This is a genomic window from Neorhizobium sp. R1-B (assembly GCF_004368875.1).
In the GTDB taxonomy this organism is placed as follows: domain Bacteria; phylum Pseudomonadota; class Alphaproteobacteria; order Rhizobiales; family Rhizobiaceae; genus Neorhizobium; species Neorhizobium huautlense.
Window position 1 is genome coordinate 339600 of sequence record NZ_SOEM01000004.1, and the last position, 23571, is coordinate 363170.

Below are 23571 nucleotides of genomic sequence, written 5' to 3' on the forward strand. Positions count from 1 at the left end.
TCAATGGCGGTTTTACTAAAGCATGAGGTTGGGAATGGTCGCTTTGAGGAGAGTGGCTCACCAATTTTGAACAGACTCGCACTCTGGCATCTCTGGGAGGAGAAATCATGCGAAAGACAATTCTGACGTCCCTGGCGGTTCTTCTGGCAAGCGGCGCGGCCTTTGCGCAGAGCCCATCGGACGGCAAGGTCAAGATCGGCGTCCTGAACGACCAATCGGGCGTCTATGCGGATTTCGGCGGCAAGTCGTCGGTCGAAGCCGCGAAGATGGCGGTGGAGGATTTCGGCGGCAAGGTGCTCGGCGTGCCGGTCGAGATCGTCGACGCCGACCACCAGAACAAGCCTGACATTGCCTCCAACATTGCCCGCCAGTGGTACGATACCCAGCAGGTCGATGCGATCATGGAGCTGACCACTTCGTCGGTTGCGCTCGCCGTGCAGGCGATTGGTAAGGAAAAGAAAAGGATCAATATGGTCACCGGCGCGGCGACCACCGATCTTACGGGCAAGGCCTGCAGCCCCTATGGCTTCCATTGGGCCTATGACACCCACGCTCTCGCCGTCGGCACCGGCGGAGCGCTCGTGAAGCAAGGCGGCGACACCTGGTTCTTCCTGACCGCCGACTACGCCTTCGGTTACTCGCTGGAGCAGCAGACCAGCGATTTCGTTAAGTCGAGCGGCGGCAAGGTTGTCGGCGCGGTCCGCCATCCGCTGGCGAGCACCGACTTCTCCTCGTTCCTCCTGCAGGCGCAATCTTCCGGCGCCAAGGTCATCGGGCTTGCCAATGCCGGTCTCGACACGGCAAACGCCATCAAGCAGGCGGCCGAATTCGGCATTACTGCCGGCGGCCAGAACCTCGCGGCCCTGCTCTTCACGCTTGCCGAAGTGCATGGTCTGGGCCTTGAAGCTGCTCAAGGCTTGACGCTGACGGAAGGTTATTACTGGAACCTCGACGACAAGAGCCGCGAATTCGCCAAGAAGTTCTTCGCCCGCACCAAGAAGATGCCGAACATGGTCCATAGCGGAACCTATTCGGCGGTGACGCAATATCTGAAGGCGATCCAGAAGGCCGGAACGGACGACGCGGACGCCGTCTCCAAGGCGCTGCATGAAATGCCGGTCGACGATTTCTTCGCGCGCAACGGCACGGTCGCCAAGAACGGCCGCATGATCCATGACATGTACCTGCTGCAGGTCAAGAAGCCGGCCGACAGCAAGGAGCCGTGGGATTACTTCAATGTTCTCGCTACCATTCCCGGCAAGGAAGCCTACATGGATCCTGCAAAGAGCGGCTGCGAGCTGGTGAAGTAATGGCGGTTTCCGCGACAGCAACGCATGAGGAGCCGCGGGTGGTGCTTTCCGCCCGCGGCCTCACGAAACACTTCGGCGCCTTCGCGGCGGTGAAGAATGTCGATCTCGACGTCGAACATGCGCGCGTCCACGCCCTGATCGGCCCGAACGGGGCGGGGAAAACGACCGTCTTCAACCTGCTCACCAAGTTCCTGCAGCCGACATCCGGCTCGATCACCCTGCTCGGCACGGATATCACCAGGACCGCGCCGGACAAGGTGGCGCGCATGGGGCTGGTGCGCTCGTTCCAGATCTCCGCGGTCTTCCCGCATCTGACCGTGCTCGACAATGTCCGCGTCGCGCTGCAGCGGCCGAACAGTCTCGCAACGCAGTTCTGGCTGCCGATGTCCTCGCTCGATCGCCTGAACGCCCGCGCCGACGAGCTGATCGAGGCAGTCGGCCTCAAGCGGGAGCGTAACTCGCTGGCCGCCGATCTTTCCTACGGCCGCAAGCGTGTGCTGGAGATCGCCACGACGCTGGCGCTCGATCCGAAGGTCCTGCTGCTCGACGAGCCGATGGCCGGCATGGGGCAGGAGGATATCGGCACCGTTTCCAACATCATCCGCGAAGTCGCCAAGACCCGGGCCGTGTTGATGGTGGAGCACAACCTTTCCGTCGTCGCCGACATCTGCCACCACGTCACCGTGCTCCAGCGCGGCGAAATCCTCGCCGAAGGCGACTATGCCACGGTCAGCCAGGACGAACGCGTGCGGCTCGCCTATATGGGTTCGGAGGACGCATGACCCCTCTGCTGCAAGTTTCCAACCTCAATGCCTGGTATGGCGAAAGCCATGTGCTGCACGGCGTTGACATGACCGTGGGCGAGGGCGAGACGATCACCATTCTCGGCCGCAACGGCGTCGGCAAGACCACAACGCTGCGCACCATCGTCGGCATCATCCGCGAGCGGAAGGGCGAAATCCGCTTCGCTGGCAAGGACATGCTCGGCGTGCCCCTGCACAAGACCGCACATGCCGGTATTGGCTTCGTGCCGGAAGAGCGCGGGATCTTCTCGACGCTGACCGTCGAGGAAAACCTGATGCTGCCGCCGGTGGTGGCGGAGGGCGGCATGTCGCTCGACGAGATCTACGAACTTTTCCCGAACCTGAAAGAACGCCGCGCCAGCCCCGGCACGAAACTCTCCGGCGGCGAGCAACAGATGCTGGCGATCGCCCGCATCCTGCGCACGGGCGTGAAGTTGCTGATCCTGGACGAGCCGACCGAAGGACTTGCCCCGGTCATCGTGCAGAGGATCGGCGAGGTTTTGAAGAAACTCAAGGAGCGCGGCATGACGGTGCTCCTGGTGGAGCAGAATTTCCGCTTCGCAAGCCGCATCGCCGATCGCTTCTACTTGATGGAGCATGGCAAGATGGTCGCGGATTTCCCGGTCGGCGAACTGCCGGGCAAGATGGACATGCTGCATAAAGTGCTGGGGGTGTAGGGATGGTGATCGCTCTCAGGAAACCTCGGCATTTGGATATGGAATATGGGCGGTGCGGCAGGCTCCCGATCTCCCCCCTTGTGGGGGAGATGTCACCGGAGGTGACAGAGGGGGGTAGTACGGCAAGTTCGACTGAAGAGGGTGTGGCGCCACCCCCCTCTGCCCTGCCGGGCATCTCCCCCACAAGGGGGGAGATTGGCACGCCGCGCCGTCTTCCTCAAATCGCGACGACATTGGTCAGGAGGAGCCTCGCCCCATGACGATGATCTTCGGAATCCCGCTCCAGGCATTTCTCGGGCAGCTCCTGATCGGGCTGATCAACGGCTCCTTCTACGCGATGCTGAGCCTCGGCCTCGCCGTCATCTTCGGGCTGTTGCGGGTCATCAATTTCGCCCACGGCGCGCAATATATGCTCGGCGCTTTTGCGGCGATGCTGATGCTGCAGTATTTCGGCATCAACTACTGGTTCGCGCTGATCCTCGCGCCGATCGTCGTCGGCCTGTTCGGCGCATTCATCGAACGCACCATGCTGTCGAGGCTCTACAATCTCGATCCGCTCTACGGCCTGCTGTTCACCTTCGGCCTGGCGCTGACGATAGAGGGCACCTTCCGTTATCTCTACGGTTCATCCGGCCAGCCCTACGCGGTACCGGCGCAGCTTGCCGGCGGCACGAATCTCGGCTTCATGTTCCTGCCGATCTATCGGGGCTGGGTCGTCGTGGTATCGCTTGTCGCCTGTATCGGCACATGGCTGCTGATCGAGAAGACCAAGCTCGGTTCCTACCTGCGCGCGGCGACGGAAAACCCGGTTCTCGTACAGGCCTTCGGCGTCAACGTGCCGGTGCTCCTGACGCTGACCTACGGGATCGGGGCGGGGCTCGCGGCCTTCGCCGGCGTGCTCGCGGCCCCCATCTACCAGGTCTCGCCGCTGATGGGTTCGAACATCATCATCGTCGTTTTCGCGGTGGTCGTGGTCGGCGGCATGGGTTCGATCATGGGCGCGATCGTCACAGGCTACATGCTCGGCATCGCCGAGGGCCTCACCAAGGTATTTTACCCGGAAGCCTCGAATATCGTGATCTTCGTGATCATGGCGATCGTGCTTCTGCTGAGGCCCGCCGGCCTCTTCGGACGGGATGCGTAAGATGAGCGACATGACCCATACCGCAGCCAAACCGCGCGCCGAACGGTCGGCCACCGCGTCGATGACCTACGCGATCTTCCTCACCACGGGATTGATCCTGCTCCTTCTCGCGCCGCTGTTCTTCTACCCGATCTTCCTGATGAAGCTGCTCTGCTTCGCCCTGTTTGCCTGTGCCTTCAACCTGCTGCTCGGTTATACCGGGCTGCTCTCCTTCGGCCACGCGACGTTCTTCGGGGGGGCTGCCTATTTCACCGCCCATGTGGTGAAGGAATGGGGTTTCCCGCCCGAGCTCGGCGTCCTGACCGGCGTCGTCGGCGCAGCATTGCTCGGCCTCGTCATGGGTTACGTGGCAATCCGCCGGCAGGGCATCTATTTCGCGATGATCACGCTTGCGCTGTCTCAGATGTTCTTCTTCTTCTGCCTGCAGGCGGAATTTACCAAAGGCGAGGACGGCATCCAGTCGGTGCCGCGCGGGCATCTCTTCGGCTTCATCGACCTCAGCCAGTCGACCAATATGTATTACTTCGTGCTGGCGGTGTTCCTGATCGGCATGGTGGTGATCTGGCGCTTCATCAACTCGCCCTTCGGGATGATCCTGAAGTCGATCCGCGAGAACGAGGCGCGGGCCACCTCGCTTGGTTATTCCGTCGCACGCTACAAGCTCGGCGCCTTCGTGATGTCCGCGGCGCTGGCGGGCCTTGCCGGCGGCGTCAAGGCGCTGGTCTTCCAGTTCGCGACGCTCACCGACGTCGCCTGGCAGATGTCCGGAGAAGTCATCCTGATGACGCTGCTCGGCGGCATCGGCACGCTGATCGGGCCGATCTTCGGCGCCGGTCTGGTGGTCACCCTGCAGAACTATCTGGCGACCTCGGATTTCCCGGTAACGATCATCACCGGTGTCGTCTTCATGGTCTGCGTCCTCCTGTTCCGGCGGGGCCTTATCGGCGAATTCTATGCCTCCCGCCTCGGCCGCAAGCTCGGCTTCGAGCATCGGCGCTGAACGGTCACAAGCAATGGAAAATTACGATTACATTGTCATCGGCGCCGGCAGCGCCGGATGCGTCCTCGCCAACCGGTTGTCGAAGGACCCGGCAAATCGCGTCCTGATCCTGGAAGCGGGCGGCAACGACAATTACCACTGGGTGCATATTCCGGTCGGCTATCTCTACTGCATCAACAACCCGCGCACCGACTGGTGCTTCACGACTGAGAAGGAAGAGGGGCTGAACGGCCGCTCGCTCTCCTATCCGCGCGGAAAGATCCTCGGCGGCTGCTCCTCGATCAACGGCATGATCTACATGCGCGGCCAGGCGCGGGACTACGATCTGTGGCGGCAGATGGGCTGCACCGGCTGGGGCTGGGACGACGTGCTGCCGATCTTCAAGAAGAGCCAGGATTTCTATCGAGGCGCCGATGAGATGCACGGTGCCGGCGGCGAGTGGCGGATCGAAAAGCAGCGTCTCCATTGGGCGGTGCTCGATGCCTTCCAGAAGGCGGCGGAAGAGGCCGGCATCCCGATCGTCGAGGATTTCAACCGGGGCGACAACGAGGGCTCCAGTTATTTCGATGTCAACCAGCGCTCCGGCATCCGCTGGAATGCGTCCAAGGCCTTCCTGCGTCCGGCGATGAAACGTTCGAACCTCACCGTGCTGACGAAGGCGCATGTGCGGCGGCTGATCATCGAAAACGGCGAGGTCAAGGGCGTCGAATTCCAGCACGACGGCGTCACCAAGAAGGCCTATGCGGCAAAAGAAACCGTGCTCAGCGCCGGCGCGATCGGTACGCCGCATATCCTCGAGCTTTCCGGCGTCGGCCGCGGCGATATCCTGCAGAATGCGGGGGTCGATGTGGTCAAGGAGGTCAAGGGCGTCGGCGAGAACCTGCAGGACCACCTGCAGCTGCGCATGGTCTACAAGGTGACCGGCGTTCCGACGCTGAACGAAAAGGCATCGAGCCTGGTCGGCAAGGCCGCGATCGGCCTCGAATATGCATTCAAGCGCTCCGGGCCGATGTCGATGGCGCCGAGCCAGCTTGGCATTTTCACCAAGTCCGGACCGGACAAGGAAACGGCGGATCTCGAATATCACGTGCAGCCGGTCTCGCTCGACAAGTTCGGCGACCCGGTGCATGCATTTCCGGCCATGACTGCCAGCGTCTGCAACCTTCGCCCGGAAAGCCGCGGTTCGGTGCATCTGAAAAGCCCGGATTTTGCCGCTTCTCCGGCAATTCATCCGAATTATCTTTCCGCGCCGGCCGACCGGCACGTTGCCGTGAAGTCGATCCGGCTAACCCGGGAAATCGTCCGCAAGCCCGCATTCGCGCGCTATCATCCGGAAGAATACAAGCCTGGCCCGAGCTACGAGACGGAAGCCGATCTCGAAAGAGCCGCGGGCGATATCGGCACGACCATCTTCCATCCGGTCGGCACCGCCCGCATGGGCGCCGATCCGGAGAGTGTCGTCGATCCACGGCTGAAAATGCGGGCGCTTGGGAAATTGCGTATCGCCGATGCCTCGATCATGCCCAATATAACCTCCGGCAACACCAATTCGCCGACGATCATGATCGCCGAAAAGGCGGCCGAGATGATTTTGGCGGATAACAGGTAGGGTGGGATGTCGAATGTAGAGAGTTTGGACGGTGCGATGTTACCTTCTCCCCCGCGGGGAGAAGGTGGCCCAAAGGGCCGGATGAGGGGGCAAAGTCCTCGGTCTCGAAATGGGCGTTCTGCCGTGCGCTTCCTCATCGCCTCGCATTCGCTCGGCACTTCTCCCCGCTGGGGAGAAGGGAAAATCTCCCGCGCCGAACACCCAAAGGAGAAGGAAGCAGCATGCCCGATACCGCAAACCACACCGATGAAATCCTGCTCAATCGTATCGGCTCGGCCGCCATTATCCGGCTCAACCGGCCGAAGGCGTTGAACAGCCTCAATCTTTCCATGGTACGGACCATGAAGGCGGCAATGGAGCAGTTTGCGGGCGATCCGGACATTTCCTGCGTAATTTTGAAGGGGGAGGGCGAGCGGGGCCTGTGCGCCGGTGGAGATATCCGCGTCATCCACGAGATGGGCAGGACCAGGGACGCTGAGATGACGCGTTTCTGGCGCGAGGAATTTCCGCTCAATTACGCTATTTCCCATTACGGCAAACCCTATGTCGCGTTGATGGACGGCATCGTCATGGGCGGTGGCGTCGGTGTCGCCTCGCACGGCAAGCATCGCATCGTCACCGAGCGGACGAAACTCGCCATGCCGGAAACCGGCATCGGCTATGTGCCGGATGTCGGCGCCACCTGGCTCCTGCCGCGCGCTCCGGGCGAAACAGGTACGTGGATGGGGCTGACGGGCGAGATGATCGGTGCGGCTGACGCAATCTATGCCGATCTTGCCGATGTTTGCGTACCGTCCGAACGGCTCGATGCGCTGGTCGAAGCACTCGGCGAACTGAAGGGTGGCGCTTCGGACGAGCAGGTCCGCGCGGTGATGGATCGGTTTGCGGTCGTGCCGGGCGAGAGCCAGCTTCAGGCCAATCGCGATTTGATCAGCCGCTGCTTTGGTTTCGATACCGTTGAGGAGATTGTCGAAGCTCTGAATAAGGAGGATGATGCTTTCGCGGTGAAGACCCGCGAAGTGATCGCCAAACGCTCGCCGACGAGCCTGAAACTGGCCTTGCGGCTGCTGCGCCTGGGGCGTGGAAGCTCGAGCCTCGTCGAATGCCTGGAGCGCGAGTTCACGGTCGCTTCGGAACTGTTGCACAACCATGACTTCTACGAGGGGGTTCGGGCGGCTGTGATCGACAAGGACCGGAACCCGAAATGGCGGCCTCTAACGCTCGAAGAGGTGGGCGAGGCGGAGCTCGAAAAATATCTCGCCGTGCGGCATCCGGTTCTGTTTGCGGACCATCGGCTATAGATCGGGCCGCGCCCCGAAAATGGAAGCGGGTTTCGGGATAACGACCAAACGGCAGGAAGAAGAACAGACGGGAGGGAAAGATGACCAAGATCGCGTTTGTGGGCCTTGGAAATATGGGCGGACCGATGGCCGCCAATCTGGTGAAGGCGGGCCACGAGGTTCGCGGCTTCGATTTGTCGGAGGCTTCCGTAAAGGCCGCAACAGCAGCCGGTATCAAGGCCGCCGGCGCACTTTCGGAAGCCGTCAGCGATGCCGAATGCGTCATCACCATGCTGCCGAAAGGCCAGCATGTCACGGCGGTCTGGAGCGATCTGACGACGCTTTTGCCTGAGGGCACGCTGGTCATCGACTGCTCCACCATCGATGTGGAAAGCGCCCGCAAGGCGCACAAGCTGGCGGAGGTGATGAACTGCAGCGCGCTCGATGCGCCGGTCTCGGGCGGCACGGGCGGAGCGGCGGCCGGGACGCTGACCTTCATGGTCGGCGGTTCGGAAAAGGCTTTCGCAATGGGAAAACCCATATTGGAAGCCATGGGCAAGAAGATCGTTCATTGCGGTGCCCCCGGGGCCGGGCAGGCGGCGAAGATCTGCAACAACATGATCCTCGGCATTTCGATGATCGGCGTCTGCGAGGCCTTCGGGCTGGCGGAAAAGCTCGGTCTTTCGCATCAGGCGCTGTTTGACGTCGCCTCCACCTCGTCCGGGCAGTGCTGGTCGCTCACCAGCTATTGCCCGGTTCCGGGGCCGGTGCCGACCTCGCCCGCCAACAACGATTATAGACCCGGCTTCGCCGCCGCGCTGATGCTGAAGGACCTGACGCTGTCGCAGGAGGCAGCCAGGCAGACGGGGGCCGCCACGCCGCTCGGGCGTCACGCGTCCGAGCTTTATGCGGAGTTTGAGAAAGCCGGGCATGGCGGCGACGACTTTTCCGCGATCATCCAGATGCTGCGGGAGAAGGCGGGTGCCTAGGGTGGATCCGATCTTCTGATGCAGGCGGGCTTCGCCAACACGTTTGGCCACGCCGGCAGCACCGGCATGGTCGGGAACGGGGCAGGCAGTGGGTGATGCGGGTAGAAGGTAGATTTTGTCTGCCTGCCCCGGCCGCTTCGGCGATCATTCGAGGATTTCCCAGCCCTCGTCAGACCACTTTTCACGACCATCACCGGAACCGAGCCGAGAACCCGAGGAGGAGGCCGGTTCGCGAACCCGGTTCCCATCCGATGACGGGATGATTGTGGCGCGGCGGCGAGGGAGGGGGACGAAAAGAGCGGCTCGTTCGACGGAAGTCATTGAAGGGGTGGAGGATTATTTTTTGAGAGATCTTCGAATATCCCCGTGGGCATCTGCGGCTTATTTCGTGGACGAAATGGGAAACGCTTCGGGATACTTCGCCGACCAAAAAGGTTGATCCGGGTTGGGGATTGCAATCGATAGCCGATCAGCGCTGGACTTTTTCAGAGCAATCATAAAGAGGGGATGGCCGCTTCCGGGCGCAAACCGGAAGCGCCGTCTCGGCAGTCTTGAGGCCGCTTATTTTATGCACGGAGAAATAATATGAAAGTTATCAAGCTGATTTCGATCGCCATGATCGCACTGATTGCCGTCATCGGCTTCCGTTGGCACAGATACGTGACCAACAGCGAAACGGCGTATGAGGAGATCGGCATCGAACTGAACAGCCGGATGCCGGGGCCCATCAATAAATGGGGATGCGACAGGCTGCACGAAACCTTCGGCAATATTCTGCCCCCTTACGGCTGCCAGAGCGGCGCCGACGGCCGTCAGTGGCGCTAAGGTACCTGTCCGCCGAGAGCCCGTGGCGCATTCAAGCCCTGGGCTTTTCGGCGCGGGCCAAAGGGGGCATTGTAAAACAGGGGTAAAAGCTCCGCCAAATGATGCTGAAATGGAGAAAAATTTCCAAGCTCGCCATCTGGCGGGGTCCCCCCTTCCTCGCGGTCCGTCGTGTCTCCCGGTAGTTTCTCCGTCAGTCTCGAACACCGGAGAAATCCATGCACCGCCTCCTTATCCTCGGCACCGCGCTTGTCGCCCCCCTGGCCGCGCTTTTCGTAACGCCTGCGCTCGCCCAGCAGCCGAACAAACTCCTCAATGCCTCCTATGACATCGCCCGTGAAATCTTCGCGGCAGAAAACGAGGCCTTCATCAAGAGCCATCCGGGCGTCACGATCGATCAGTCGCATGCCGGTACCTCCAAGCAGGCCCGGTCCATCGTCGAAGGGCTGGAAGCCGATGTCGTAACCTTCAACCAGGTGACGGACGTCGATTTCCTGGTCAAACAGGGCTTTGTTTCGGCCGACTGGCAGAAGGAATTCCCGAACAGCGCCTCGCCCTTCTATTCCTTCCCGTCCTTCCTGGTGCGCGCCGGCAATCCGAAGAACATCAAGGACTGGGGCGATCTGGCGCGTGACGACGTGCATGCCGTCTTCCCGAACCCCAAGACCTCGGGTAACGCCCGCTACACCTATCTCGCGGCCTATGCCTGGGCCAAGGAAGCCTATGACGGCGACGAGGAAAAGATCGAAGCCTATATCGCCAAGATCTTCGACAATGTTCCGGTCTTCGATACCGGCGGTCGCGCCGCCACGACCACGTTCGTGGAGCGCGAGACGGGCGACGTGCTGATCACCTTCGAAGCGGAAACCCGCGGAATCGCCAAACAATACGGCGCCGACAAGGTCGAGGCCGTCACGCCATCCGTCAGCCTGCTTGCGGAATTCCCGGTTGCCATCGTCGACAAGGTCGCCAAGAAGCACGGCAGCGAAGCGCTCGCCAAATCCTATCTCGATTTCCTCTATTCCGAGGAAGGCCAGCGGATCGCCGCGCAGTTCGGCCATCGCATCAACAACGAGAAGGTGGCGGCAGAGTTCAAGAGCCAGTTCCCGGAAATCCGGCTCGTCAAGGTGGACGACGTGTTCGGCGGCTGGCAGAAGATCCAGTCGGAGCATTTCGCGTCCGGCGGCACTCTCGACAAGCTCTACGGCAGCCGTTAATCCGGCACCCTGACATTATTTGATCCTGCCCGGCGGATTCTCTTCGCCGGGCTTTGCCGTGAAAAAAGGAAGTAGCTGCGTGAGACGCAATGTCCTGCCCGGACTGCCATTGTCGCTGGGCGTGACCCTGTTTTATGTCGGGCTGATTGTCGTGCTCCCGCTGGCGGCGCTCGTCTTCAAGGCGGCGAGCCTCGGGCCCGAGGATTACTGGAGGATCGTCTCATCCAGCCGGGCGCTCGCGAGCTACCGCGTCACCGTGCTTTCGGCGCTGGGCGCCACAGTCTTCAATCTCTTCTTCGGCCTCGCACTCGCCTGGGTGCTGACCCGCTATCGCTTTCCCGGCTGGCGCATCGTCGACGCCATGGTCGATCTCCCCTTCGCGCTGCCGACGGCGGTGGCCGGCATTGCGCTGACGGCGCTGTTTACCACCAACGGCTGGTTCGGCTCGATCCTCGGCGATCTCGGCATCAAGGTGGCCTATACGCCGCTCGGCATCATGATCGCCATGTGCTTTACCTCGCTGCCTTTCATCGTGCGCACGGTGCAGCCGGTGCTGGAGGATCTCGATCCGGCGCTGGAAGAGGCGGCGCAATCGCTCGGCGGCTCGGACTGGGCGATCTTTCGCAAGGTCATCCTGCCGCTCCTGACGCCTGCGCTTCTGGCCGGCGTCTCGCTCTCGTTCGCGCGGGCGCTTGGTGAGTTCGGGGCGATCATCTTCATTGCCGGCAACCAGCCGATGTCGACGGAGATCACTGCCCTTTTAATCTTCATCCGGCTCGAGGAATACGACTATCAGGCCGCTGCTGCGATCGCGTCGGTCCTCCTCCTGACAGCGTTCTTCATGCTCGCGCTCACCAACTGGATGCAGTCGCGGGCGCTGCGCTACACGGCGAGGGGTTGACGATGAGCACTCCCGCTACCCGCCGCAAGCCGCCGCGCGTTGGCGACCAGCCGCTCTTTCGCCGATTGCTGATCGGCGTGGTGCTCGTCCTCGGCGCCTTCCTGATCCTCGCACCGCTGATCATCATCGGCGTCGAAGCCTTCGCCAAAGGCTGGGCGGTCTATCGCGATACGATCACCCATCCCGATACGCGCCACGCGATCATGCTGACGGTGCTTGCGGCGCTCGTCGCCGTGCCGGTCAATACGGTCTTCGGCATCGCAGCCGCCTGGGCGATCACCAAGTTCGATTTCTGGGGCAAGCGTTTCCTGCTCGTTGTGATCGAGATCCCGTTCTCCGTGTCCCCGATCGTCGCCGGCGTCGCCTATCTTTTCGTCTATGGCCTGCAGGGCATATTCGGGCCGGTGCTGGACGAATATGGGGTCAAGATCCTGTTCGCGATCCCCGGCATCATTCTGGCCTCGATGTTCGTAACCGCACCCTTCGTCGCGCGCGAACTTATCCCGTTGATGCAGGCTCAGGGGCGCGATCTTGAAGAGGCGGCGACCTCCCTCGGCGCGTCCGGCTGGCGGACCTTTTTCTCGGTGACGCTGCCGAACATCAAATGGGCGCTGCTTTATGGCGTCGTGCTCTGCAATGCGCGCGTCATGGGCGAGTTTGGCGCCGTCTCCGTCGTTTCGGGCAATATCCGCGGCCAGACCAATACGCTGCCGCTCCATATCGAGTTGCTCTATCACGACTACCAGGCGGCAGGTGCCTTCGCCTCGGCTTCCATCCTGGCGCTGATCGCCGTCTTCACCATCATTGCCAAGGTGGCGCTGGAGCGCCAGGGGGCGGGCCGGATCCGACGTCCGGCACTTGCCGCCAATACTGCGGAGAAAACCTCATGAAAATCCGCCTCGACCACGTCGTCAAAACTTTTGAAACCTTCCGTGCGGTGAAAGATGTTTCGCTGGAGATCGAAAGCGGTGAACTCGTCGCGCTGCTCGGGCCATCCGGTTCCGGCAAGACGACGATCCTGCGCATGGTCGCCGGCCTCGAATATGCGGATCAAGGCCACATCTATTTCGGCGATCAGGATGCGACCGATATTCCCGTGCGCGATCGCGGCGTCGGTTTCGTCTTCCAGCACTATGCGCTTTTTCCGCATATGACGGTCGCGGAAAACATCGCCTTCGGCATGAAGGTGTCCAGGGTGAAACGCGAAAAGGCGGCGATCGACGCCCGCGTTTTGGATCTGTTGCGTCTGGTTCGCCTCGAAGGCCTCGGCGATCGGTTTCCGGCGCAGATTTCCGGCGGCCAAAGGCAGCGTGTGGCGCTTGCCCGCGCACTTGCGGTCGATCCCAAGGTGCTGCTGCTCGACGAACCGTTCGGCGCGCTCGATGCAAATGTCCGCCGCGACCTTCGCCGCTGGCTGCGCGAGATCCATTCGGAACTCGGCATCACCACGCTCTTCGTCACCCATGACCAGGAAGAGGCGCTCGACCTTGCCGACCGGGTTGTGATCCTGAAAGACGGCCAGATCGTCCAGCAGGGCACCCCGGAAGAGGTCTGCCGTGATCCGAAATCGTCCTTCGTCATGAAATTCCTCGGCGATGCCAACGTGATCGCTGCCGAAGTGCGCGACGGCAGGGCCTATGCCAGCGGCGCCGCGATCGAGGTTTCCGGCCTGGCGAACGGCAAGGCCGAGCTTTATGCGCGTCCGACCGATCTCGACTGGTCGCTGCAAGGCCCCGGCATTCCCGCCAGCATCATCCGCGTACTCGACCGCGCCGACGGTCGCCGGGTGTTGGCGACGGCCGAGACTGGCGAGCATCTGGAATTCGATGTCGAGCCGGAACGCCTCGTGAAAGCAGGGGATGGCGGCTTCGTGACATTGCGGCGGGCGAAAGTGTTCCTGCTTACTTAAAGTTGTATTAAAATTGCATTTGCAATTATTGATACTGTATGCGAAGGTTGTTGCGTAAGCATACCTGCCCCGCATGTCGTCAGCTATCGTTGTCACCCTTCTGGAGGTCGCCGGCTCGCCGCGCGCCAGGGTTCTCCTTTGCGTGAGCGATCCGACTGCCGGCGTTCACGGGGCGCCACCTACGCTTGGAGGGGCGCATGTCGTTTTCAATCGCAAACCATAAACTTGTTTCGCAGGGCGTCGATATTCTCGATGAGGGCACGACCAAAATGGGCGGGGCGCTCGATCCCCGTTTTCTGGTCATCCACTATACCGCCGGGGCCTCTTTCGATGGAGACCTTCAGTCGCTTGCCCGCGACAAGGAGACCCAGGCGTCGGTCCACCTCCTCATCGGGCGGGACGGAAAGGTGGCGCAGATCGTGCCGTTCAATCGTGTCGCCTGGCATGCCGGGCGGAGCCAGTGGGGAGAAATCGCCGGCCTCAACAGTCATTCGATAGGCATTGAACTTTCCAACGGCGGTGTTCTGACAAAACTTGCGAACGGCAAGTTCACGACGTGGTTCGGCAAGGAAATCCCGGATGGCGAGGTCATGGAGGCAGCTCACGAGCGGGGAGGGCCTGTGCGCGGCTGGCATACATATCCGCAGAAGCAGCTGGACAGGCTGATCGAGGTCGCCCACGCACTGCATGCAAAATACAACTTCCTCGACATTTTGGGCCATGACGACATCTCGTGGCCGCGAAAGTCGGACCCCGGTCCGGCCTTCCCAATGAATTCCGTACGGTCGCGTATCCTCGGGCGCCATACCTGATCCGGGACTGGCAACTGCGTCAAGGCAGAAGTTCGAAGCTGCTCGTTGCCAGAACCTCGCCATTGACGATGAGTTCGACCGGGTGCCGCCCGGGATAGTGCACACGCGTGGTGAAATTTCGGATGGCGCGGCTGATCGAAAGCTCGCAGGCTGCTCCGGACGCAAGCGTGATCTCCTTCCACTTGAAGACCTTTTTCGACGTGCCGCCGGCCTTCTTCACATAATGGACGGCGTAGTCGATGACGAGCTTCTGCGGTTCAGTGGCGGTCGACGTGAGCCTTGCTGCGATCTTTACCGAACCGCCGAGCTTCACTGCGGGGGGCGTTACGGCAAAGGCATCGACCGTCACCTCCGCTTTGTGGCCCACGCCGAAAAGATGGAGGGCGCGGGAATCCCCCTTTTTGATCAGCGTTCTGAGTGCCTGCTTGATGATCCAGCCGGTGCGGGGATCGTTCTGATCCCAATGCGCGATCGTGTCGAAAACCCATTCCGGGTGGTCTTTGGTGATGTCGTTCAGGTGGTTGGCGACGGATTTGCGGACATAGAGGCTTGGATCGCTCTTCAGGTTTTCGAGGATCGGCGCGACCGGTGAGGGGTCGGCGATCAGCGCCTTCAACTGGAAAGACCAGGGCAAGCGAGGCCGGCAGCCTTCGCTCGAAAGGCGTCGCACATGCTCATTCTCATCGAGCGACCAGCGCTGCATGACCTTGAGCGTCCGCTCGAGGTCCTTCAGGAGGAAATGCCTCACGGCAAATTCCGAGGAGCCGAAGCGGGTGAAAAAGGCGAGTGCATCCATGGAGAGATCGAAATGGTCGTGGCCGTAGAGGGCCACGTATTCCGGCAGGGTGATGGAGGCGAAGCCGTGGTCTATGCGCGGCGCGAGCGCGCGGAGAATTTCGAGGTTTCGTTCGAAACCGCCGGGCAGGACATGGTGGTAGGCGACCGCGATCTGCCTGAGCCGTTGCATAATGCTGAGGCCGTCGAGACCTTCCGAGGCCAGCGCGAGAAACTTCTCGCAGTCGAATGCGGGATAGATTGCGGCGGTTTCGGCTGCAAAGTGTCTAAGGCGTTCGCGATTGAAGATTTCCTTCAGCAGCGGAGCTGCTTCGGCTTCAGTCTCGGCCATGTCCTCACCTTCAGATGTTCCCTTTTTGTTTTGCTATTCGACTCGTCTGGGGGAGGCAAGGGCAAAAGAAAACCGGCCGATGCTTGAGGCGTCGGCCGGTTGTGGTTGGTTTGTCGGCGGGTGCGCGTTCAGCTCATCTGGCTGACGAAGCGGGTTTCGAGGTAGGCTTCGACCGCTTCCGAACCTCCTTCCGTGCCGTAGCCGGAATCCTTGATGCCGCCGAAGGGCACTTCCGGAATGGCAAGACCGTTATGGTTGATCGTCAGCATGCCGGCTTCCATCTCGCGCCCGAGGGCGTGAGCGGTCTTGACCGAGCCCGTGAAGGCGTAGGAGGCGAGACCAAAGGGCAGGCGGTTGGCTTCCGCGATCGCGTCCTCGAAATGCGAGAAGCGGTTGACGATTGCAAGCGGGCCGAAGGGCTCGTCGTTCATCACCTTCGCCGAGGTCGGCACGTCGGCAAGCACGGTGGGCTCGAAGAAATAGCCCTTGTTGCCGATGCGTTTTCCCCCGGTCTTCAATTCGGCGCCGTTCGATACCGCATCATGGATCATCTCTTCCATGGCAGGAATGCGGCGGTCGTTGGCAAGCGGCCCCATGGTGACGCCGTCTTCCAGGCCGTTGCCGACCTTGATTGCCCGCGCGGCCTTGACGAAACCTTCCATGAACCTGTCGGCGATGCCGTCCTGCACGAGGAAGCGGGTCGGCGCGACGCAGACCTGGCCGGCATTGCGGAACTTCGCCGCCGCCGTTACTTCGATCGCCTTTTCGAGATCGGCGTCATCGAAGATGATCGCCGGGGCATGACCGCCGAGTTCCATCGTCGCGCGCTTCATGTGCCTGCCGGCGAGCGCCGCCAGATGTTTGCCGACGGGCGTGGAGCCGGTGAAGGAAATCTTGCGGATGACCGGATGCGGGATCAGGTATTCGGAAATCTCGGCCGGGATCCCGTAGACCAGATTGACGACGCCTGCCGGAATGCCGGCATCGGCAAAGGCGCGGATCAGTTCGGCCGGGGAAGCCGGCGTTTCTTCCGGTGCCTTGGCGATGATGGAGCAACCGGTGGCGAGTGCCGCGGAAAGCTTGCGGACGAGCTGGTTGATCGGGAAGTTCCAGGGCGTGAAGGCGGCCACCGGACCGACCGGCAGCTTGATCGCCATGTTCGAGACGCCGCTGAAGCGGGCCGGGATGATCTGGCCGTAGGTGCGGCGGGCTTCCTCGGCGAACCAGTCGATCGTGTCGGCCGCACCCATGACTTCCATCTTCGACTGGGCGAGCGGCTTGCCTTGTTCGCGCGTCATCATATAGGCGATGGTTTCCACGCGCGAGCGCATGATGTCGGCGGCCTTGCGCATCAGTTTCGAGCGCTCGAAGGCCGAGGTATCGCGCCAGATCTTGAAGCCCTTGCCTGCCGCTTCCAGCGCCAGATCGAGATCGGCCTTGCGGGCATGGGCGATCTTGCCGATCACCTCTTCGGTTGCTGGATCGACGACGGACAAGGTCTCGCCGCCGATGGCATCGCGCCATTCGCCGTTGATGAAAAGCTTTACGTCAGGATAGGTCTGCATGAGGTCCACTTTCATGATCAAAGGGGGATCGGCGTAGTCGGGATCGCCGAGGCAGATGGAAATTCCGGTGCTGACGTAAGATAAAAGCCGTCCCCAATCAATGGGCTGGCGAAAAAGTAATACTAATAAAAGCGCAGGCGCGGGAAGCCCGCGCCTGCGCTCAAATGCCGGTTGAAAGCGGATCAGAAGAAGGCCTGTATGCCGGTCTGGGCACGGCCCAGAATCAGCGCGTGGACGTCGTGGGTGCCCTCGTAGGTATTGACGGTTTCCAGATTCTGCGAATGGCGCATGACGTGGAATTCGATCTGGATGCCGTTGCCGCCGTGCATGTCGCGGGCCTGACGGGCGATATCCAGCGCCTTGCCGCAGTTGTTGCGCTTGACGATTGAGATCATTTCCGGGGCCATCTTGTGCTGATCCATCAGCTGGCCGACGCGCAGGCTGGCCTGCAGGCCAAGCGCAATCTCGGTCTGCATGTCCGCGAGCTTCTTCTGGTAGAGCTGCATGCCGGCGAGCGGCTTGCCGAACTGCTTGCGGTCCAGGCCATACTGGCGGGCGCGGAACCAGCAGTCTTCGGCAGCCCCCATGACGCCCCAGGAAATGCCGTAGCGGGCGCGGTTCAGGCAGCCGAACGGACCCTTCAGTCCCGAAACGCCAGGCAGCAGCGCATCCTCGCCGACTTCGACGCCATCCATGACGATCTCGCCGGTGATCGACGCGCGCAGCGAGAGCTTGCCGCCGATCTTCGGCGCCGAGAGGCCCTTCATGCCCTTTTCCAGCACGAAGCCGCGGATTTCGTTGTTATGGGCTTCCGATTTTGCCCAGACGGCAAAGACATCGGCGATCGGGGCGTTGGAAATCCACATCTTGGAGCCGCGCAGGCGGTAGCCGCCTTCGATTTTTTCCGCGCGCGTCTTCATGCCGCCCGGATCGGAGCCGGCATCGGGTTCGGTCAAGCCGAAGCAGCCGATCAGCTCGCCGGAGACGAGGCCCGGCAGGTATTTTTGTCTCTGTTCGTCGGAGCCATAGGCGTAGATCGGGTAGATGACCAGCGAGGACTGGACGCTCATCATCGAGCGGTAGCCGCTGTCGATGCGCTCGATCTCGCGGGCAACGAGGCCGTAGGCGACGTAGGAGGCGTTGGCCGCGCCGTATTCTTCCGGCAGCGTGACGCCGAGCAGGCCGGTCTGGCCCATCAGCCTGAAAAGCTCGGGCTCCGTCGTTTCATCGAGATAGGCCTCCTGGACGCGCGGCAGGAGTTCGGATTTGGCAAAGGCGGCCGCCGCGTCGCGGATCATCCGCTCCTCGTCGGTCAGCTGGTCTTCGATGAGAAAGGGATCGCTCCAGGAAAAAGCCAAGGGTCTGCCTCCAATTTCAAAGTTGAAGGAATTATCGCCGCAGCGGGGCTGAGAGCAAGCACCGTTTACTCAATCCGCCATGATCTATAGTAATAGCACCATGGTGAACCTTTCGAGAAAATTCCTTCCTTCCACCTCGGCTCTCGCCGCCTTCGATTCCGTTGCACGGCTAGGCAGTTTTTCCGGTGCGGCGGACGAGTTGTCGCTCACGCAAGGGGCGATCAGCCGCCAGGTTTCCGGGCTGGAGGAGCAATTGGGCATCCTGCTTTTCGACCGCACCAGCCGCGGCGTGGTGCTGACCGAAGCGGGCGCAGACTATGCCAAGGCGGTTGCCGGCGCACTCGCGCAGATCCGCTCCGCGTCGCTGGCCGCCATGACCAAACGGCATAGCGACCAGCTGAATATCGCGATCCTGCCGACCTTCGGTACCCGCTGGCTGATGCCGCGTATTCCGCATTTCGTCGCGCGTCATCCGGAGATCACGCTGAATTTCGCGACCCGCATCGGCGTCTTCGATTTCGATCGGGACGGCATCGACATGGCGATCCATATCGGCGAGCCAGACTGGCCGGGCGCCGAATGCACCTTCCTGATGGAGGAGATGGTGGCGCCGGTCGCTTCACCCGCCTTTCTCAAGACGCATCCGATCGGCAAGGGGGAAGACCTCCTGCGTCTGCCGCTCCTGCACATGGCCTCACGACCGGGTGCCTGGAGCCACTGGTTCGAAAGCCTCGGCATAACCGGCACGCCGTCGCAGGGCATGCGCTTCGAGCAGTTCGGCAATGTGGCGCAGGCGTGCATCGCCGGGCTCGGCGTGGCGCTGATGCCGCTTTTCCTGATCGACTCAGAGCTCGCGAGCGGGCAGTTGGTCGAGGCGTTTCCGCATCAGGTCAGGAGCCCGAGCGCCTATTATGCGGTGGCGCCAATGAGCAAGAAGGATTTCCGGCCGGTGGTGGCCTTTCGGGCGTGGTTGCTGGAAGAGGTCGGGCGGTATCGGGAAAAGGAAGAGGTGGTGGGGTGGTAAGGCGCTGAGGTGGCCTTAATCCTCCCCGCAAGGGCAGAGGCTTAGGCTCAACCGGTTGAATCAAAAGGGCTGAGCAAGGCAAAGCGGTGCGGCATGTCGATCTCCCCCCTTGAGGGGGAGATGCCCGGCAGGGCAGAGGAGGGTATGGTGGCATACTCCCTCTGCTGTTGAGTTTGCGGCGGCACCCCCCTCTGTCACGTTCGTGACATCTCCCCCTCAAGGGGGGAGATTAGAGGGAGCCCGTTGCGCCCTCGCGGCTAAAGCCTCGGCCTCATATCCAACCAATCCGTCCCAGCTTCATAAGCAAGTGCCATTTCCAGCACCGCCTTGTCCGCCCGCGGTCGGCCGATGATCTGGATGCCGGTCGGCAGGCCCTTTTGCGAAAAGCCTGCGGGCATGGCGGCGACCGGCAGCCCAGCCATCGAGGGGCCGATGACCACTTCCATCCAGCGGTGATAGGTATCCATTGTGTGGCCGGCGATTTCCTTGGGCCAATGAATGTCCGCATCAAAGGGAAAAACCTGAGCCGACGGCAGGATCAGGTAGTCGTAGCGCTCAAAAAGCGCCAGCATATATTGATACCAGGCGCTGCGACGTTTCGAGGCGAAATGCACCTCGCGTCCGGTCATCTCGAGGCCGCGTTCGATTTCCCAGATGATCTCCGGCTTCATAAGCGCGCGCTTTTCCGGATCGTCGTAGCTGTCGCGCATGCCATTGGCGGCGAGCCAGCTTCGGAGCGTCGTCCAGGACCGCCAGACATCCGCCATGTCGAAATCCGGCACGAGATCATCGACCTTGCAGCCGAGCCGTTCGAAGAGGGGCAGGGTGGCGCTGCAGAGTTCCAGCACGCCGGGTTCGAAGGGCAGGTAGCCGCCGAGATCGCCGAGCCAGGCAATGCGGGTGCCGGAAAAGTCATGGCGGATTTCAGGCGTCAGGTCTTCGGTCGCCAGCGAATGCGGGTCGCGGGGATCATAGCCGGCCTGGGTGGAGAGCAATGCGGCGGCATCGCGCACGGTGCGCCCCATCGGACCGAGTACCGAAAGCTGACCCATGAAGAGTTCGAGCTTCAGCGACGAGGGGATGCGGCCGTAGCTCGGACGGAAACCGACGACATTGTTGAACGCCGCCGGATTGCGCAGCGACCCCATCATGTCGCTGCCATCGGCCACCGGCAGCAGATGCGCGGCAAGGGCTGCGGCTGCGCCGCCGCTCGAGCCGCCAGCGGTCTTGGTCGCATCGTAGGGATTTTTCGTCGTGCCGTGCACCGGATTGTAGCTCTGCGAGCCGAAGCCCTGTTCGGGCGTGTTGGTCTTGCCGATGATGATCGCGCCCGCCGCGCGGATCCGCTCGACCATCACCTCGTCCTTATCAGGCACGAAATCGGCAAAGAGCGGCGAACCGTAGGTGCAGCGGATGCCCTTTACCTCGCAGAGGTCCTTGATGGCGATCGGAAAGCCATGCATCCAGCCGCGCGAAGTCCCTCCGGCCAGTTCCGTGTCGCAGGCGGCCGCTTCGGCAAGCAGGGCGCCAGTGTCGCGAAGGCTGACGATGGCGTTGATCGCCGGGTTCAATTTCCCGATCCGTGCGAGATAGGCTTTCATTGCATCGATGCAGGAGAGCCGGCCATCATGGATCGCCTCCGAAAGCTCAATGGCGGAAAGCCCGGTAATTTCCTCGTCCTGCATATCTGTCTCCCGATGGCGGTCTGGATTTCCTTCCGGGAAGCTGAAAAAGTCAAGAAGCCCGGGACAAGTTGCGAGAGGCCTGTAAACGACTCGACAAAACAGTACGGCCCCTCTATCCTGATTAAACGTTTAAGCAGGGTCCCTGATGAAGGCTGTCCGAACCGGATCGAACATGAGCGCGATTGCGGCCGCACTGGGTGTGTCGGCGGCGACCGTGTCGAATGCGCTTTCCGGCAAGGGGAGGGTATCTCCGGAACTCGTCGAGAAGGTCCGCGCCAAGGCGGCGGAGCTTGGATATGTGCCGAGCCTGACGGCGCGGGCGCTGAGGACCGGCCGCACCGGAGTGCTCGGTCTGGTGCTGCCTGACATCGCCAATCCGCTTTTCCCGCAGATCGCCCAGGCGATCGAAAATGCCGCCTCGAATGCCGGCTTCGGCGTGCTGATTGCCGACTCCCGCGGCGATATCGGCCAGCAGACCGAGGCGATCAACCGGCTTCTCGAACGCGGCGTCGACGGCATGGTCATCGTACCCCGGCGCGGCACGCGGATCGCCGATGTCGGTTGTCCCGTCGCGGTCATCGATACGCCGTCGACCCCCGGTAACACCGTTTCCGCCGACCATTGGGATGGCGGGGCGCAGATGGGCCGGCATCTGGCCGCATTCGGACATCGAAAGGTCCTGCTGATCGGGACGGGCAGCTCCTCCAACGTGCAGAACGACCGGATCGGCGGGTTGAAGGCGGGCCTCGGCGCCGAAGTCGAATGCGAAACCCTGTGGATCGAAAAGGTGGAGGCTCTTTCAGGCAAAGGCTGTCCTCTCGGTCTCGTGGCCAAGGCGAGGGCCGGGTTTACTGCGTTTGCGGCGGTTTCGGACCTTTCGGCGCTGAGGGCGCTTACCGAATTGCAGCGCGCGGGCATTCGCGTGCCGGAAATGGTCAGCGTCACCGGCTTCGACGATCTCGTCTGGTCGCCCGTGGTCACTCCGGCGTTGACCACCATGCGCATGGACATGGCACAAATCGCCGATCTGGCGGTTGCAGCCCTTACCGGCGCCATCGAGGCTGCCGGCGGCATCGAGCCGGAGACGGCGGAAAAGGTCTCGTCCGCCCGGGACCGCGTGCCCATGCAGCTTATCGTCCGCCAGTCGAGCGGCGTTCCGAATTCGCATGCCCAAACCTCAACGATAAAACCGACAGCAGGAGAACTTACGCGATGAAAAAGGTCATTTTTGCATCGGGCGCTGTTCTGATGCTCGCCACAGGGGCGGCTCAGGCCCAGGAAAAGACGCTGACAATCTCCGTCTATGCGCTGGCGCAGGACGAATACAAGCAGATCATCTACGATCCCTTCGAAAAGGTCTGCGGCTGCAAGCTTGTCGTGGAGACCGGCAACAGCGTCGAGCGCATCGCCAAGATGGAAGCCAACAAGGCCAATCCGGTGGTCGATATGGCGGTCGTCTCCATGGCCGATGCGCTGGCCGCTTCGCGCGCCGGGCTGATCGACAAGGTGGACACGTCCAAGCTCTCCAACTTCGACAAGCTCTACGACATCGCCAAGGATCCGAACAAGGACGGTATGAGCGTCGGCTACACGTTCTACGCCACCTCGATCGCCTATCGTTCCGACAAGATGAAGATCGAATCCTGGGCAGATCTCCTGAAGCCGGAATATGCAAGCCATATCGCCTGGCCGAACGTCACCACCAACCAGGGGCCGCCGGCGCTCTACATGCTGGGGCAGGCGCTCGGCAAGGATACGCCGGACCTGAAGGCGGCGATCGCGGCGGTCGGCGAAAAGAAGGACGAGATCGTCACCTTCTACGAAAAGTCCTCGCAGCTCGTGCAACTGATGCAGCAGGAGGAAATCTGGGCAGCGCCGATCGGCCGCTTCACCTGGGCGCCGTTCACCAAGCTCGGCATGCCGATCGCCTGGGCCACTCCGAAGGAAGGCCAGACCGGCGGCATGAACGTCATGGTCGTCACAAAGGGTTCCAAGAACCGCGACCTGGCGTTGCAGTTCATGGACTTCTGGCTCTCGGCGGACGTTCAGACCAAGGTGGCTGAAAAGATGATCGACAGCCCGGCCAACAAGGAGGTGAAGCTGTCGGAAGCCGCCGCCAATAACCTTACCTATGGCGAGGAAACGGCGAAAAGCCTGAAGCTCATTCCATCCGCCGTCGCACTCGACAACCGGGCCGGCTGGATCAAGAGCTGGAACGAGGCGGTCGGTCAATAAGCAATCCATAAAGTAATTACGAGATAGCCTCCCAAGGCTGAGGGATGCGGGCAGCGCGCGAATGCCTGTCCGCATCCCTACTTTCTGCGGAACAGGGTCACTTCA

Annotated in this window: 21 protein-coding genes; 17 read left to right on the forward strand and 4 right to left on the reverse strand. The window is 61.7% G+C overall.

Features of this window, described 5'->3' with window-relative positions:
• Positions 1-107: 107 nt before the first annotated feature.
• The 14 genes from EDE05_RS08635 (at position 108) to EDE05_RS08700 (ending at position 14473) form a co-directional block, all read left to right on the forward strand.
• Positions 108-1310 carry an ABC transporter substrate-binding protein gene (locus EDE05_RS08635; protein ID WP_105371483.1) on the forward strand — a complete coding sequence of 401 codons (1203 nt, stop codon included), beginning with the start codon at positions 108-110 and terminating at the stop codon, positions 1308-1310.
• Positions 1310-2092 (forward strand): ABC transporter ATP-binding protein, encoded by a 783-nt coding sequence (locus EDE05_RS08640; RefSeq protein WP_105371484.1) that lies wholly within the window; start codon positions 1310-1312, stop codon positions 2090-2092. The genes EDE05_RS08635 and EDE05_RS08640 overlap by 1 nt, the downstream gene beginning before the upstream one ends.
• A complete protein-coding gene (locus EDE05_RS08645) occupies positions 2089-2790 on the forward strand; it encodes an ABC transporter ATP-binding protein (protein WP_105371485.1) in 702 nt (233 codons plus the stop codon). Before EDE05_RS08640 ends, EDE05_RS08645 begins: the two co-directional genes overlap by 4 nt.
• A gap of 256 nt (positions 2791-3046) precedes the next feature.
• A complete protein-coding gene (locus EDE05_RS08650) occupies positions 3047-3934 on the forward strand; it encodes a branched-chain amino acid ABC transporter permease (protein WP_105371486.1) in 888 nt (295 codons plus the stop codon).
• 1 nt (position 3935) lies between these two features.
• On the forward strand, positions 3936-4934 hold the full coding sequence (locus EDE05_RS08655) for a branched-chain amino acid ABC transporter permease (protein WP_105371487.1): 999 nt from the start codon (positions 3936-3938) through the stop codon (positions 4932-4934).
• Positions 4935-4947: 13 nt separating this feature from the next.
• Complete coding sequence (locus EDE05_RS08660) at positions 4948-6543, forward strand: GMC family oxidoreductase (RefSeq protein WP_132409415.1); 1596 nt, start codon at positions 4948-4950, stop codon at positions 6541-6543.
• A 221-nt stretch (positions 6544-6764) separates the two neighbouring features.
• Positions 6765-7844: an enoyl-CoA hydratase/isomerase family protein gene (locus EDE05_RS08665; protein WP_105371488.1), complete on the forward strand. Its 1080-nt coding sequence runs from the start codon at positions 6765-6767 to the stop codon at positions 7842-7844.
• Positions 7845-7924: 80 nt separating this feature from the next.
• Complete coding sequence (mmsB, locus tag EDE05_RS08670) at positions 7925-8812, forward strand: 3-hydroxyisobutyrate dehydrogenase (protein ID WP_105371489.1); 888 nt, start codon at positions 7925-7927, stop codon at positions 8810-8812.
• A gap of 585 nt (positions 8813-9397) precedes the next feature.
• On the forward strand, positions 9398-9637 hold the full coding sequence (locus tag EDE05_RS08675; RefSeq protein WP_105371490.1) for a hypothetical protein: 240 nt from the start codon (positions 9398-9400) through the stop codon (positions 9635-9637).
• Positions 9638-9852: 215 nt separating this feature from the next.
• On the forward strand, positions 9853-10851 hold the full coding sequence (cysP, locus tag EDE05_RS08680) for a thiosulfate ABC transporter substrate-binding protein CysP (protein ID WP_105371491.1): 999 nt from the start codon (positions 9853-9855) through the stop codon (positions 10849-10851).
• 79 nt (positions 10852-10930) lie between these two features.
• Entirely contained in the window at positions 10931-11752 is an 822-nt protein-coding gene (gene cysT / locus EDE05_RS08685; RefSeq protein WP_105371492.1) for a sulfate ABC transporter permease subunit CysT, read from the forward strand.
• 2 nt (positions 11753-11754) lie between these two features.
• Positions 11755-12642: a sulfate ABC transporter permease subunit CysW gene (gene cysW / locus EDE05_RS08690; RefSeq protein WP_112799242.1), complete on the forward strand. Its 888-nt coding sequence runs from the start codon at positions 11755-11757 to the stop codon at positions 12640-12642.
• The gene (locus tag EDE05_RS08695) at positions 12639-13661 is read left to right on the forward strand and encodes a sulfate/molybdate ABC transporter ATP-binding protein (RefSeq protein WP_105371494.1); all 1023 of its coding nucleotides are present in this window, start codon (positions 12639-12641) and stop codon (positions 13659-13661) included. The genes cysW and EDE05_RS08695 overlap by 4 nt, the downstream gene beginning before the upstream one ends.
• A 197-nt stretch (positions 13662-13858) precedes the next feature.
• Positions 13859-14473, forward strand: a complete 615-nt coding sequence (locus EDE05_RS08700; RefSeq protein ID WP_105371495.1) for an N-acetylmuramoyl-L-alanine amidase — start codon at positions 13859-13861, stop codon at positions 14471-14473.
• Positions 14474-14492: 19 nt separating this feature from the next.
• Here EDE05_RS08700 and EDE05_RS08705 read toward each other — a convergent pair whose 3' ends face one another.
• From EDE05_RS08705 to EDE05_RS08715, 3 genes are all read right to left on the reverse strand, one after another.
• Positions 14493-15599, reverse strand: coding sequence for a DNA alkylation repair protein (locus EDE05_RS08705; protein ID WP_134100650.1), 1107 nt, complete (start codon positions 15597-15599; stop codon positions 14493-14495).
• 128 nt (positions 15600-15727) lie between these two features.
• Positions 15728-17164, reverse strand: coding sequence for an NAD-dependent succinate-semialdehyde dehydrogenase (locus EDE05_RS08710; protein ID WP_132409413.1), 1437 nt, complete (start codon positions 17162-17164; stop codon positions 15728-15730).
• 182 nt (positions 17165-17346) lie between these two features.
• On the reverse strand, positions 17347-18522 hold the full coding sequence (locus EDE05_RS08715; protein WP_105371498.1) for an acyl-CoA dehydrogenase: 1176 nt from the start codon (positions 18520-18522) through the stop codon (positions 17347-17349).
• A 100-nt stretch (positions 18523-18622) separates the two neighbouring features.
• Between EDE05_RS08715 and EDE05_RS08720 the strand changes: the two genes are divergently transcribed.
• The gene (locus EDE05_RS08720) at positions 18623-19546 is read left to right on the forward strand and encodes a LysR family transcriptional regulator (protein WP_105371588.1); all 924 of its coding nucleotides are present in this window, start codon (positions 18623-18625) and stop codon (positions 19544-19546) included.
• A 257-nt stretch (positions 19547-19803) separates the two neighbouring features.
• Here EDE05_RS08720 and EDE05_RS08725 read toward each other — a convergent pair whose 3' ends face one another.
• Positions 19804-21231: an amidase gene (locus tag EDE05_RS08725; protein ID WP_105371499.1), complete on the reverse strand. Its 1428-nt coding sequence runs from the start codon at positions 21229-21231 to the stop codon at positions 19804-19806.
• A 145-nt stretch (positions 21232-21376) separates the two neighbouring features.
• Here EDE05_RS08725 and EDE05_RS08730 point away from each other — a divergent pair, with 145 nt between their 5' ends.
• Together EDE05_RS08730 and EDE05_RS08735 are read left to right on the forward strand one after the other, a co-directional pair.
• Complete coding sequence (locus EDE05_RS08730; RefSeq protein ID WP_165924127.1) at positions 21377-22447, forward strand: LacI family DNA-binding transcriptional regulator; 1071 nt, start codon at positions 21377-21379, stop codon at positions 22445-22447.
• Complete coding sequence (locus EDE05_RS08735; RefSeq protein WP_105371500.1) at positions 22444-23466, forward strand: ABC transporter substrate-binding protein; 1023 nt, start codon at positions 22444-22446, stop codon at positions 23464-23466. Before EDE05_RS08730 ends, EDE05_RS08735 begins: the two co-directional genes overlap by 4 nt.
• Positions 23467-23571 lie beyond the last annotated feature (105 nt).